This window comes from Spiroplasma endosymbiont of Seladonia tumulorum, from assembly GCF_964020235.1.
Classification (GTDB): Bacteria; Bacillota_I; Bacilli_A; order Mycoplasmatales; family Mycoplasmataceae; genus Spiroplasma.
Genome location: NZ_OZ026545.1, coordinates 294,231 through 308,281 on the forward strand (window position 1 = coordinate 294,231; position 14,051 = coordinate 308,281).

The window sequence follows — 14,051 nt, forward strand, 5'->3', positions numbered from 1 at the left end:
AAATTCAACTTTTTTTAAAAATATAATTTTTAACTAAAAAAATACTTTTTAAAGTTATTGCTAATTTTAAAAGGTTTTTATTTTTTTTATAAAGATAAAAATTGATTTTGAAATTGATTTAAATTAAATATATTAAATTCAATTTTTTCTTTATTATTTTTATTAGTTTTATCAACTTTCTCATCATTAATTTGATTATTAAGTCTTAACATAGAAGCAATTAACATATTGATAAATGTTTCTTTACAATATATTTTTGCGCCACGCCCTTTAACAGCCTTAATATAATGCGATACATCACCCTCAACATGACAACCAATATTATATTCTAATGATTGATTTACAATACCTTCTTCATTACTTTTAATTAATTCAATGGTTTCTAATAAAAATATTTTTTTTATTACCATTAACATATGGTAAATGACATATTAAAAAATCTAATAATAATTTATAATTTCCAGTAAAGAAATATATTTTTGCTAATTTATATTTTATTCTATGAATTTTGATTCTATTTCGATTTGGGAATAATTGTTTAAATCTATTTGATAAATGAAATTTATCTAAACTATATGATACAGTGTTATTTTTATATTTTGCTTTTACTGCTCTATAAATTTTTTTAATTTGTTTTTTACCATCACTTAATATTAATATTTTAGTATTTTGATTAATATCATAAGTATCCATTGATTTAAAAATTTTATCAATAAAATTATCAATATTAGATTTATTATTTTTATTCTTATGATTTTTATTCATCATTTGAAAAACGCCTTTTTTCTTTTTCATTTTTATTCTGGTTTTTGTTGACTTTTCTTGATCAACACCAACATGCATAGTCGCAAGAAATATTTTATTTTCAATTTTTTTTATTTTCTCGCATTGGTTCAAAAGCTCCGTCAATTTGAATATATAAAACATTATTTGGAATTTTAATTTTATTATTATTTTTATTACTAATGTAATCGATTTCTTCTAAATCGGCATTTTTGAAAATATTAGATATTGTTCTTTCACTAATATTTGCATTTTCTGTTGTATGTAAAATATCTTTATATCTTTTTCCATCACCTATAAAAGACATATATTTATTTTTTAAATTTATTTCAATTCTTTCGTATTTTTTTAAACCTAATTCTTCATCTAAAGGATAACGATTTATATTTTTTTTTTTTTTTCTTCATCATATTTAACATATAATCTTCTTTTAATAGGAATATCTCCATATTCTGTTTTAATTGTTTTTGGCAATTTTGATATCATTTTATATCCTTGTAATATTTGTCCTTGTTGATATAATTTAAATATCTCATTATCTCTTTCAATCAAGAAATTTTTAGTTTCATTGTTTGTTTCTATTATTTTATCTTTTTTATAATCTTCTAATAAATTTTGTTTTAATTCCATTTTATAATTTCCTTTCATATAAACAAATTATTTTAAAATATGATACTCAATACTTCACATAATCTTATCAAAAAAAGGAGGCTATTTAAAAATGCAGGATTTTACCAAAATTAATAACAAAAAACGGATTACTAGTTATAAATATTTAAATAAAAAATATGATTTGAATTTTAGTGACTATAATTTTGGTTTTGATTGAGAAGTATTTAAAGACTTTGTTGGTGATAGTTATGCCCGATATTTTACTTCACCAACTTTTTTTAAGTTTGTTTCAGCGGGGCGTGGTACTAATAAGACATGAAATCACATAGCAGAAAAATTATTTTTTGCTGGTAATTTTACTGATGCTTCATCTAACATTTTACGAAGATATGCCAATACCCATGAAGATACTACATTTGGCGATATAATTAATGTATGTAATTATTTATACGATAAATATGGTATTAATATAGGACCCGACAATGAAAATGACATTGTTTGACCTAAAAATGTTAAAGAAGGTGGCGAAATTGTTTTTCCTAGTGGTGTGAGAATTGCTTTTGCGGGTTATGCTAATGGTAATAAAATTATGGGAAAAGTTGGTAAAGGTAGTGGTATTATATCAGCGTGAACAGATGAAATGATACATGCTGAAGAAAAAGAAATTTTAACTGATAAAGAATTAGATAAACGTTATAATAATTTGCAAATTTCCATGTTTAGATCAAAAAGCTTAAAAGTATCTTATGAAAAATATACTGATGAAAATGATAATGAACAATATAATTTAGATAATCCTATTCCAGTAAAAGAATTATCTTGGACATTTCAAGAATGAGACAACATAGCAAAACAATACATAACAGTAATAACATATTTTCATAAAACATATTCTAATCAATTTACTTTTAATCCTTTTGATAAATACCATGTCTTTTATGAAAAATTTGTAACCCCATATTTACCCTTAAATGAAAGAATTAAAAATATTTTAAAAGAACACAATCAAGTATATTCAGAAAACAAACAAGCATTTAATGGTTTGGGTATTTTTAATTTACGATTAACAATGGGTGCTGTTTGAAATAAAATACCTGATATTACTAAAAAACTTGTTTTAACAAACAAACAAGAGCGACCTGATTTATTTGAACTTGAATACTACGGATTTGAATATAACGATAATGACCCCAGTATTTATGTTTTACGAAATTATCGTAAATATATTAAAGAGTATAATTTACAAGATTTTTATAATTCCAATACAAAACAGTATCAATTTGATAGTTATTCAATTGGTGTGGATTATGCTAATGGTAGTGAAGACCACACGGTGTTTTTATTTAGTGGTTATAAAATTAAAGAAAATAATGAATATGATAAATATTTAATTGAAGAAAATGTTGTTACACCAAAAAACGCAATGAATTTAAATGAAATAGTTGAACATTACGGGCAATGAATAATTAATACATTTGATAAATTTGATGATTTTGAATATGCTACATTTCATTATGATATTAATGCACACGACTTTATGCAAAAATTACAAGAAGATATTTACCCTTATTTAGGCTATAAAATTAAGATGTTTAAAGCAAAAAAACATCAGACATCTCTTAATAAAGAAGCAGGTATAATCAATCGCGTAGCCTGAATAAGAAAAATGTTTGTTCAAGGTAAAATATATGGCATATTAGATAACTTCCCATTTTTAGATAAGTGCATTAGTGAACTAAGATTTAGTGATACCAAAACAAACACACCCGATAGTAAAATGTACCATTACCCATATGATGCTTTGTTTTATGGTTCTTATCCATATCGTTTTAAAATGGGAATATAAAAAGGTTTTAAAAACCTTCTAAAATTTATAAATTTTATTTACTTTTTATTTATTAAATAATTAGTATTTAATGTTTTTTCTAAACTAGGTGATTTTTCTTGTATTTTATTACCATAATCATTTTTCAATAGTTCAGGATGACAATTTTTATAACTTAATTTAAGATGTTTTCTAACTGAATTAAAATCTAGTATCTCAACTTCAATTTCATCACCAACATCAAAAAAATCTTTAATATCTCTAACAAAGTAATCTGAAATATCACTAATATGAATTAAACCATCAGCCTTTTCTGCTCTACAAAAAGCACCATAAGGTATAATGTTTGTTATTTTAACATTAACTTTATTTCCTTTTTTATACATAAAATTAAATATACTTCCTTTCTTTAAATGCTTTAATTATATCATTAAGACTATAAAAATCATTTGCAGGAATTGGGCGAGCGGTTGATTTTCTTAAATTTTTGTGATAAAATGACTAACAAGTTAAAAAAAGTTTTGAGGTTCTTTCAAACAAATTTGGGAACCTTTATAAAATTCTTCGCTTAACACTTAGAATTTTTCCCAAGTATTTTGAAAAGCGCAGCAAAAAATTTTTTAAACTTTAAGTAATTTTTCGCAAAACTTATGGAAATCACCGCGAGCCCAGATTGACCCTTTCCATATAATAAATTAAATAATTTCCTTTCAAACTCTTAAATAGTCCTTGTATATATAATTGTGATTGTAAAAAGATTTAGCGAAAGGAATTATAATAATGAAAAAGATATTAAGTCTTTTAAATACAATCACTTTAATTGGAACAAGTACAACAAATTTAGTTGCTTGTAATAAACCACAATATAGCGAAAAAGAATTAGCAGATTTAAAAGAAAAGAATAATATAAAAACAAACGATGGTATTTTAGAATGAATAGCACCACAAGAAAAACCATTTAATCAAGTGGATAATAAATGATATTTTGCTATATGAAAACCTAATAATTCTATTTATTGAAAAATATCAAAATTTAAACACGATACAAATAAAGGAAAAAAATGAGGCTTGAGATTCATTAAAACCATATTATATTGATCTCTTTTTATGGGTTTTTGAAACAAAAGAACAAGATTTATTAATAGATGATCAATCAGAAGGTAAAATAGAACGAATTTTTTGAAATGAAGATAAGGGACAAAATTTTAAAGCAGTTTATCGTTGAAATTTAGAAGATACTAATGTACCTAATTTAATTATTGACAAAACCGGTAATGTAAAAGTTAATGAATAATAAAAAGTCATTTATTAAAATGACTTTTTATATTTCTAATTGTAAATTGTAAATGCAAATGTAGCACTTTATTGAAAAAGAATAAAGTGCTTTTTATTTTGTAAAAAATACTTATATTTATTGGATTAATCGTTAGATAGTATCTTTTATACTTAATAAAATATGTTTTTTCAGAAAAATCCATCCTTTCTTTTCTTAAAAAATTTTGAATAATTGTTTTATTTAGTTGTTAGTTAATTGTTAAATATAATTAGGCGCTGTGTATATATAAACGGCAAATTTATATCTTGTTAAGTTAATAATAAAATATTTTTAATAAATTGCAACAACTTTTTCAGAAAAAATTAAATTTTTGTAATTTTATCTTATTTTATTCATATTTAAGCGCACTAAAAATAATTTATTAAATTTTAACTAATAAATTTATTTAAAATTTTGTAAAAACATTGTCTTTGCACTTAATCAATTTAAACATGGTCGGAGTTTATCATTTATAACATTAACTACTCAATCTATCATTTTTTGACTAATATTATTAAAATCAATTCCCTTAGAAAGTCAATATCTAAATTCACCGTTCATATGCTCAATTAATGGTTTTTGTTGTGGTTTACCGGGGTCACAAAAATAAACTTGTGTTTCAGCAAATATTTTCATTTCTCTTCATTTACTAAATTCTTTTCCTCTATCAGTTATTATTCCTTTAATTTTCCCAATTAAATTATTATTTTTAACAATATCTTTAAATTTTTCTAAAACTTCATTAGCAGTATTATTTTTTAATTTCATTACAAAATAATTTTTACTTGATTGTTCTACTAAAACTAAATTACTAGATTGATGGTCTTTTCCTACAACAGTATCCATTTCAAATCATCCAACATTAGAAACTTTATTTTCAATATCTCAAATTGATTTAAAGTTAGTTAATTTACCACGATTATCAGTTTTTCCTTTTGTTTTGTATTTTTTACCACGATGGGGTAAATTTTCTTTTTTTAATCCAAATTCACCTAAGCGAATTCATTTATACAATGTTTTAACACAAACAGGAAATTTAACACCAAATTCCAAGAATTAAATCTTATTTTAATAAAATCTAACTGCTCTTTTGTAAATTTAGGTAGTTTTTTAATGCATTTTTTACGTTTTTGTTTATAATCTTTTTGTGCTTGATATGCATTATAATATTGTATATTTTTAAATCGCTTAATTTCTCTTTTAACAGTATTAACTCCACGACCCGTTTGTCGTGATATTTCAGATAAATTAATTGTGCCATTTTTCTTTTTACAAGTATCAGATAATAATAAATCTTTAAATAAATCTCGTTCATCAAATGTTAAATGTTTAAATTTTCTCATTTTTATACAAATTCCTTTCATTTTTTCTTATAATGTATTATATATAAAATAAAGAGGTCAATAAATATGCAAGAATTTAGTAAAATTAATAATAAAAAACGAATTACTAGTTATGAACATTTAAATAAAAAATATGATTTAAATTTTAGTGACTATAATTTTGGTTTTGATTGAGAAGTATTTAAAGATTTTGTTGGTGATAGCTATGCCCGATATTTTACTTCGCCATGTTTTTTTAAGTTTGTCTCAGCGGGGCGTGGTACTAATAAGACATGAAATCACCTAGCAGAAAAATTATTTTTTGCTTGTAATTTTACCGATGCTTCATCTAACATTTTACGAAGATATGCCAATACCCACGAAGATACTACATTTGGCGATACAATTAATGTCTGCAACTATCTATATGATAAATATGGGATTGATATAGGGTATGACAATGAAAATGGTATTGTTTGACCTAAAAATGTTAAAGAAGGTGGCGAAATTGTTTTTCCTAGTGGTGTTCGCATTGCTTTTGCTGGTTATGCTAATGGTAATAAAATTATGGGGAAAGTTGGTAAAGGTAGTGGTATTATATCAGCATGAACTGACGAAATGATACATGCTGAAGAAAAAGAAATCTTAACTGATAAAGAACTAGATAAAAGATATAATAATTTAAGAGTTTCAATGTTTCGTTCTAAAAGTTTAAAAGTGTCTTACGAAAAATACACGGATGAAAATGATAATGAACAATATAATTTAGATAATCCTATTCCAGTAAAAGAATTATCTTGGACATTTCAAGAATGAGACAACATAGCAAAACAATATATAACAGTTACAACATATTTTTATAAAACATATTCTAATCAATTTACCTTTAATCCTTTTGATAAATACCATATCTTTTATGAAAAATTTGTAACGCCATATTTACCTTTAAATGAAAGAATTAAAAATATTTTAAAAGAACACAATCAGGTATATTCAGAAAACAAACAAGCATTTAATGGTTTGGGTATTTTTAATTTGCGTTTAACTATGGGGGCTGTTTGAAATAAAATACCTGATATTACCAAAAAAATTGTTTTAGCAAATAAAGAAGAACGACCCGATTTATTTGAACTTGAATATTACGGTTTTGAATATAACGATAATGACCCCAGTATTTATGTTTTACGAAATTATCGTAAATATATTAAAGAGTATAATTTACAAGATTTTTATAATACAAATACAAAACAATATCAATTTGATAGTTATTCAATTGGTGTTGATTATGCTAATGGTAGTGAAGACCATACAGTATTTTTATTTAGTGGTTATAAAATTAATGAAAATAATGAATATGATAAATATTTAATTAAAGAAAATGTTGTTACCCCAAAAAACGCAATGAATTTAAATGAAATAGTTGAACATTACGGACAATGAATAATTAACTGTTTTGATAAATTTGATGGTTTTGAATATGCTACATTTCATTATGATATTAATGCTCATGACTTTATGCAAAAATTACAAGAAGATATTTACCCTTATTTAGGTTATAAAATTAAGATGTTTAAAGCCAAAAAACATCAGACATCCCTTAATAAAGAAGCGGGAATAATTAATCGTGTAACATGAATAAGAAAAATGTTTGTTCAAGGCAAAATATATGGTATATTATATAACTTCCCATTTTTAGATAAGTGTATTAGTGAATTAAGATTTAGCGATACCAAAACAAACACACTCGACAGTAAAATGTACCACGATCCATATGATGCTTTGTTTTATGGTTCTTATCCGTATTGCTTTAAAATGGGTATATAAAATGTATTATAATATTATTGAAATAAAATTAGAGAATATTTCAATTAATTTTTATCTATATTTTTATTAAATCTGTAATAGCAGATTTTTTAGGTTTTGGGCGAGCGGTTGATTTTCTTAAATTTTTGTGATAAAATGACTTACAAGTTAAAAAAGATTTTGAGGTTCTTTCAAACAAATTTGGGAACCTTTATAAAATTCTTCGCTTAACGCTTAGAATTTTTCCCAAGTATTTTTAAAAGCGCGGCAAAAGTTTTTTTAAACTTTAAGGCATTTTTCGCAAAACTTATGAAAATCACCGCGAGCCCAGATTAGTACAATATAATCACAATAATAATCATTTAAATAACTTCCTTTCTCAAATATGTTTAAAAGGTGCTTGTATATATATATATATATATATAATGTCAATAGATCTTGATAAAAATTTTCAAGATAAAAGAAAGGAAATAATAAAATGAAAAAACTTTTAAGTTTATTAAGTCTATTAACTATTGGTGGAACCGCTGTACCAACAACAATTGCTGCTAGCCCCTATCAAAAAGAAGAAACTAAATTAGAAATTAGTAAAGTTAATTATTCACAAAAAAATAATTTAGAAAAATTAAATAGAGTAAAAAGACAAGATAATAAAAAAAATAATATTGTTGGAATTTCAGAAATTGTTATTATAACAAATAAAAGTATTATTTCTTCCGGTGTAGTTTTAAATAATAAATTATACTTTGGTTCTTTTGATCATAATGTTTATGAATATAATCCTAAAACTGAACAACAAAAAGTTGTAATTACAACAAATGGAAGTATTTTATCTTCTGGAGTAGCTTTAAATAATAAATTATACTTTGGTTCAGAAGATAATAAAGTTTATGAATATAATCCTGAAACTGGACAACAAAAAGTTGTAATTACAACAAATGGAAGTATTTTATCTTCTGGAGTAGCTTTAAATAATAAATTATACTTTGGTTCAGAAGATAATAAAGTTTATGAATATAATCCTGAAACTGGACAACAAAAAGTTGTAATTACAACAAATGGAAGTATTTTATCTTCTGGAGTAGCTTTAAATAATAAATTATACTTTGGTTCAAAAGATAATAAAGTTTATGAATATGATACATTGCAATTAATTGAATCTAAAATTATTAATATGAGAGATCAAGTAAAAAGAGGATTATATTTATATCATAAAAAACAAAATCCTAATTCTGAAATTAAACAGATTTTAAATATTAATTTAAAAAATTTAACAGAATCTGAACTTGTTTTAGAAGAAACACAAAAAAATAAATCATATAATTTAGAACAAGATCTTAATGATATTTGTAAAGATTCTAACTCAACATTTATAAATAATAGTAGTATTGAACAAATTCAAAATACAGTTTCTTGTTCTAAACAATTAACAGAAACAAATACATTTCAAAAAATGAATGGATTTTCTAAATCAGAAACAACATCAAATACTGATAATTGAAGTACAAATGTAAATACTAAAGTTACAGCAAAAGCTAGTAGTAATGCTGGTGTCCCTGTTGTTTTTGGTGCAAAACTTGAAGTTGCAGTTGAAGCTGGTGGTGGTTATACATGAGGGAAGTCAAAAACTTATACTATAACAGATACTTCAAATTCTTCTGAAACAGAAATTAAAACAACCACAAACACTACAACAATAACTGTTCCATCTCAACCAGTAAAGGTGCCACCACATAGTAAAATTTCAGTTTATGTTACTTCTTTACAAAATAATATAGAGCTTATTTTAAATTATTATCAAAAAATTGAAGGTATGGTTAGTGCAAAATTAATTGATAAAAATAATAATGAAATAATAGTTAATATTTCAATTAAAGATGCTATGCTTAGTTTATTTGAAAATGAAATTTTACCCTCAAAAATAAAAATAAATAATGATAATAGTATAAATTTTTACTATGATATTAAAAGTAAAAAAGAAATAATTATGCATCAGACTGAGATTGGGGAAGCTATTCCCTTAAATTCGGAAAAAAAATGTAACATTTAAAAATAAAAAAACAGATATAGTGGTAGTAAAGAATTAATTATAAACACGATATGAAAAAGAAATTAAGTCTTTTGGGAACAATCACTTTAATAGGAACAAGTACAGCCAGTTTAGTTGCCTGTAATACACCACAATATATCGAGGAACAATTAAATAAACTAAAAGAAAAAAATAATATAAAAACAAAAAATGGTATTTTAGAATGAATAGCATATCAAGAAAAACCATTTAATCAAGTGGATAATAAATGATATTTTGCTATATGGAAACCTAATAATTCTATTTATTGAAAAATATCAAAATTTAAACACGATACAAATAAAAGAAAAAAATGAGGATTGAGATCCATTAAAACCATATTATATTGATTTCTTTTTATGGGTTTTTGAAACAAAAGAACAAGATTTATTAATAGATGATCAATCAGAAGGTAAAATAGAACGAATTTTTTGAAATGAAGATAAGGGACGAAATTTTAAAGCAGTTTATCGTTGAAATTTAGAAGATACTAATGTACCTAATTTAATTATTGATAAAACCAGTAATGTAAAAGTTAATGAATAATAAAAAGTCATTTTAATAAATGACTTTTTATATTTCTAATATAATTAATGATAATTTTTCATTATTTTTATTAAATAGTTGTAAATTATTAATATTAATTTGTTCTTTTTCAGTAAAAATTGTAATTTCATAATTACCATAACCTCATATACCTGATATTTCAATTTGATTTAAATTAAATAGTTTTTTATCAAAAGTTATTTTAATACTATAATCAATTAAATCTTCGATTGTACTAATTCAATCTATTTTAGAATAAAGTAATTTATATCATTCAGAAAAATAATTTAAATAGTTTTCTATTTTGTCATTAGAAACAATTAAATTAGTTAAATATTTCCCATATTCACCATCAGATAATTTAATTTCTGATGGAATAAGAGAAGGAATGTTATTTGTTTCTAATTCATTTGTTACGGATAATCAATTAAAAAATTTGCTTCTAATCGATAAATAGGATTTTCTGAAATATCTTTGTTTTTAACACTTACTTTAATTTCATTATCTTTGTTATTATTAACATTTATTTGTTGTTTTAAATTTCAATCAATAATTTTTCCAGTACTTGAATCAATTAAAGGTTTAAGAGGTTCACCACCACCATTTCAACGATAAACTGCTTTAAAATTTCGTCCCTTATCTTCATTTCAAAAAATTCGTTCTATTTTACCTTCTGATTGATCATCTATTAATAAATCTTGTTCTTTTGTTTCAAAAACCCATAAAAAGAAATCAATATAATATGGTTTTAATGGATCTCAATCCTCATTTTTTTCTTTTATTTGTATCGTGTTTAAATTTTGATATTTTTCAATAAATAGAATTATTAGGTTTCCATATAGCAAAATATCATTTATTATCCACTTGATTAAATGGTTTTTCTTGTGCTTTAATTTCTTTTCAATAATTTACTGTAATTGGTGGATTAGAACCAATAAAATCAAAATATAATGAATATATTTGTACTTGACAATCTGAAAAATAAAAATATCCTTCTTTTAATCTATTTGGTTTTGAAATTAGTTTAAAATAATAAGGAGCAATTAATTTAATATCATCATTATAGCCTTTATTAATTGCATACTTGCTATATGTATAATTTGATAACATATAAATAATTTGTTTAAATCTTTTGACAACATTTTCATTAAGAAATGTGGAATTATCTAATTTTCAATTTTCAAATAAACCATCAATTACATCTTCTGGTTTTTGTCCTTCAAATTTTTGGCGCAGTTCAGCCGCTTTATTGGTAGGATTACCTTTTTCATCGTATTTTGCTCCTTGAAATTTACGGTCATAATTATAACGATATGTTAAATAATTTAATAAAACTTTTTCTAAACCATTTTTATTTACCAAATCTAAAATATCTTTTCTTTGAATATAGTTTTTGGCTATACTTCATGGTAAAAAACTTTCAGTAAATCAATACTGAAATATTCTTACATTAGGGTTTGTTTCAATTGGCATTGATAGTAAAGGTACTAAACTAGCGTTTTCAACTATTGATGATGGATAAGAATAAACACCATTAACATTGCCTCAACACTTAATATTTCCAAATAACATTGATTTAGGGTATTTAATTTCAATCCCAGTAAATACTGTGTCTTCGGGTAATGATTTTTGTAATACTAAATGAATACTATTTTGGTTTTTTCATTTAAAATCAGTTATTTTAACTAAATGCATAGATTTAATAATATTAACACCATCGGGTGAATAAGGGCCTTTGTATTCTTCAATGATATAACATTCATTTTTGTTATCTTCACTAATTGGCTCATTAATAGATACTATTTTTAAGTCATAGGATTCTAAAAATTCTTTGTCTTGTTTTGAAATATCATTAATTAAAATATCTTTTTCATCAATCATAACATAACTTGTGCTATTATCTTGGACTGTGGTATTTTGTTGAATTTGTAATTTAAAGTTAAAATCACTAATTTCATAGCCAGTTATTTTAATATATTCATCTTTGTCAATAAAACCTATTTTAACGCTATTTTGAGAGTAATTTAAGATTGGTTTTTGCTTTGTCTTAACAATATTATTAATTTTATAAATATATAAGGTTCTTGCACGGTCTTCAGTAAATAATTGTTCTAAGTCAGGGTTGCTGTACTGCGATTGAGCAGCAAAATCTAACGGAATACTATCGATTGAATAGTCAATTGGTTCATCATTTTCCGCTAATTGTGCTAACATTTTTTCAGATGGTTTTAACATTATTCTTGTTCTCCTTCTTCATTAGGCATATTGATAATAGTTTCGTTGTTTTTTAATTGTCTGTTTAAAGTAGCATTTACTGGTAAGCGAACATCAACAATTAACTCATCAATATTTTTAATATTGAATGTTCTACTGTTTAAAATCGCATTATCATATTTAATTAACTTAATAATGAATTCTGTTAATTTAATTTCTCTAATATATATCATTTGTTCATATGATGCGTTTGTTTGAATATTTACTCCCGCAACTTCTGCTTGTGTTTGTTGGGCTCCCTTGGCGATTGCGGGAACATGATGGCGATTTATTTTATAGTAATTAGTTAATAATCAATCATATATTTTGGTTAATTGTTCACCTTTAAAATTACCCGCAATATAATCTACTGGTTGAAAATTACTATCAGGGTCTCCTTCAACTAATAACAAGTCATTTTCAATAAATGAAGCTAGCATTTTACTAATTTCTTGGTCAACTACACCAGTCACGCCGTTAGTATTAATAGTAAATTTACCACTATTTAATAATGGATCTAACATTATCTTTTCAGCAATAATATCTAAAATACTAGCAAATTGTTTACCATAACGAGCAGAAGGCTCAAAATTAAGGTTATTAGGAATAATTTGAATTGGAATAAAATTAAGTGGTAATATTTCTTCTCTTTGTAAAGTTGTATAGTTATTTTATTTAGCATCATCAATATATAAGTCGGTAATAGTACTATATAATCGTGTTTTTAACTTTCTAATAACTTTAACTTGTTTAGTTACAGCATCAATCTCTAATTTTTCAGTAATAAAAATACTCTGGTCATTTTTAATATAAGAGTCATAATCAAAAGTACAAGATACTAAATTACCTAATTCATCATATTAATCATTGTAAAAATCAATAGTAATAAAATTAAGTTTTGAATTATTAACAAAAATAAAGTATGCACCCCTACCATTCTTATTAATTTTATATTCGTTATATCAATTTTTATTAGTAAAGTCTTGCATCTTTAAAAAGTTATTAATTAATTTAGTATCTAATTGTTGATTAGTAAGTGGATTATAAATGCTAATTTCTAAATCTCGTGGATTTAAAAAATTAGCATTATCTTCACAAATTCTTTTTTTTAAAATCTCATTATGTTTTTGAACAGTAACATTTTTACGATTAGTAATAGTTGATGCTAAATTAAGATAATAACTATCAATATCATAATCTTTTTTTATTTTCTTTTTTGCTGGTAACAATCCCATTTATAACTTCCCCTTTATTTTGTTTCTTCTTTTTTAATAACATCTTCAATACTATCTTCTTTTTGTTTTTTGTTATGTGTTTTGATAAATCTAATTGTTTCAATAATCAAAACTATAATTCCAGCTCCGATAAGCATTGCTGAAACAATAACATATGCCGGTCAAGAAATACCTAATGTTTTTTCTCCTATAAAACAAATAATAATTCCTGCGATAAAAAACAATGATGAAACTCCAAAGATTTTCAAAAACATAATTACATCTTTAATATTTACTTTTGACATAATAA

The 14,051-nt window shown here is 23.7% G+C and carries 14 protein-coding genes and 2 pseudogenes; 6 read left to right on the forward strand and 10 right to left on the reverse strand.

Annotated elements, in window-relative coordinates; all coding sequences use genetic code 4:
- Positions 1 to 86 precede the first annotated feature (86 nt).
- The 4 genes from AACL22_RS01945 to AACL22_RS01960 form a co-directional block, all read right to left on the reverse strand.
- Entirely contained in the window at positions 87 to 410 is a 324-nt protein-coding gene (locus tag AACL22_RS01945) for a hypothetical protein (RefSeq protein ID WP_338989232.1), read from the reverse strand.
- The gene (locus tag AACL22_RS01950; RefSeq protein ID WP_338989234.1) at positions 364 to 795 is read right to left on the reverse strand and encodes a hypothetical protein; all 432 of its coding nucleotides are present in this window, start codon (positions 793 to 795) and stop codon (positions 364 to 366) included. Before AACL22_RS01950 ends, AACL22_RS01945 begins: the two co-directional genes overlap by 47 nt.
- Positions 796 to 859: 64 nt before the next feature.
- Positions 860 to 1,090: a hypothetical protein gene (locus AACL22_RS01955; RefSeq protein WP_338989236.1), complete on the reverse strand. Its 231-nt coding sequence runs from the start codon at positions 1,088 to 1,090 to the stop codon at positions 860 to 862.
- Between the two features lie 74 nt (positions 1,091 to 1,164).
- Entirely contained in the window at positions 1,165 to 1,413 is a 249-nt protein-coding gene (locus AACL22_RS01960; protein WP_338989239.1) for a hypothetical protein, read from the reverse strand.
- Between the two features lie 91 nt (positions 1,414 to 1,504).
- Here AACL22_RS01960 and AACL22_RS01965 point away from each other — a divergent pair, with 91 nt between their 5' ends.
- The gene (locus AACL22_RS01965; protein WP_338989242.1) at positions 1,505 to 3,241 is read left to right on the forward strand and encodes a hypothetical protein; all 1,737 of its coding nucleotides are present in this window, start codon (positions 1,505 to 1,507) and stop codon (positions 3,239 to 3,241) included.
- Between the two features lie 38 nt (positions 3,242 to 3,279).
- Here the strand turns inward: AACL22_RS01965 and AACL22_RS01970 are convergent, their stop codons facing one another.
- The gene (locus AACL22_RS01970) at positions 3,280 to 3,606 is read right to left on the reverse strand and encodes a S1 RNA-binding domain-containing protein (RefSeq protein ID WP_338989245.1); all 327 of its coding nucleotides are present in this window, start codon (positions 3,604 to 3,606) and stop codon (positions 3,280 to 3,282) included.
- Between the two features lie 394 nt (positions 3,607 to 4,000).
- Here AACL22_RS01970 and AACL22_RS01975 point away from each other — a divergent pair, with 394 nt between their 5' ends.
- A complete protein-coding gene (locus tag AACL22_RS01975; protein ID WP_338989247.1) occupies positions 4,001 to 4,384 on the forward strand; it encodes a lipoprotein in 384 nt (127 codons plus the stop codon).
- Positions 4,385 to 4,937: 553 nt separating this feature from the next.
- Here AACL22_RS01975 and AACL22_RS01980 read toward each other — a convergent pair.
- Positions 4,938 to 5,878: pseudogene (locus AACL22_RS01980) on the reverse strand (IS30 family transposase).
- 66 nt (positions 5,879 to 5,944) lie between these two features.
- Here AACL22_RS01980 and AACL22_RS01985 point away from each other — a divergent pair.
- The 4 genes and pseudogenes from AACL22_RS01985 (at position 5,945) to AACL22_RS01995 (ending at position 10,274) form a co-directional block, all read left to right on the forward strand.
- Complete coding sequence (locus AACL22_RS01985; protein WP_338989250.1) at positions 5,945 to 7,681, forward strand: hypothetical protein; 1,737 nt, start codon at positions 5,945 to 5,947, stop codon at positions 7,679 to 7,681.
- A gap of 457 nt (positions 7,682 to 8,138) precedes the next feature.
- On the forward strand, positions 8,139 to 9,710 hold the full coding sequence (locus AACL22_RS01990; protein ID WP_338989252.1) for a PQQ-binding-like beta-propeller repeat protein: 1,572 nt from the start codon (positions 8,139 to 8,141) through the stop codon (positions 9,708 to 9,710).
- Between the two features lie 50 nt (positions 9,711 to 9,760).
- Positions 9,761 to 9,823 (forward strand): annotated as a pseudogene (locus tag AACL22_RS13725) (hypothetical protein); the annotation flags it as partial.
- Between the two features lie 142 nt (positions 9,824 to 9,965).
- Positions 9,966 to 10,274 (forward strand): hypothetical protein, encoded by a 309-nt coding sequence (locus tag AACL22_RS01995; RefSeq protein ID WP_338989254.1) that lies wholly within the window; start codon positions 9,966 to 9,968, stop codon positions 10,272 to 10,274.
- 666 nt (positions 10,275 to 10,940) lie between these two features.
- Here the strand turns inward: AACL22_RS01995 and AACL22_RS02000 are convergent.
- From AACL22_RS02000 to AACL22_RS02015, 4 genes are all read right to left on the reverse strand, one after another.
- Positions 10,941 to 12,509 (reverse strand): hypothetical protein, encoded by a 1,569-nt coding sequence (locus AACL22_RS02000; protein WP_338989256.1) that lies wholly within the window; start codon positions 12,507 to 12,509, stop codon positions 10,941 to 10,943.
- Complete coding sequence (locus AACL22_RS02005) at positions 12,509 to 13,051, reverse strand: hypothetical protein (RefSeq protein ID WP_338989258.1); 543 nt, start codon at positions 13,049 to 13,051, stop codon at positions 12,509 to 12,511. The genes AACL22_RS02000 and AACL22_RS02005 overlap by 1 nt, the downstream gene beginning before the upstream one ends.
- Before the next feature lie 336 nt (positions 13,052 to 13,387).
- Positions 13,388 to 13,762, reverse strand: a complete 375-nt coding sequence (locus tag AACL22_RS02010) for a hypothetical protein (RefSeq protein ID WP_338989260.1) — start codon at positions 13,760 to 13,762, stop codon at positions 13,388 to 13,390.
- Positions 13,763 to 13,776: 14 nt separating this feature from the next.
- The gene (locus AACL22_RS02015) at positions 13,777 to 14,046 is read right to left on the reverse strand and encodes a hypothetical protein (RefSeq protein WP_338988785.1); all 270 of its coding nucleotides are present in this window, start codon (positions 14,044 to 14,046) and stop codon (positions 13,777 to 13,779) included.
- Positions 14,047 to 14,051 lie beyond the last annotated feature (5 nt).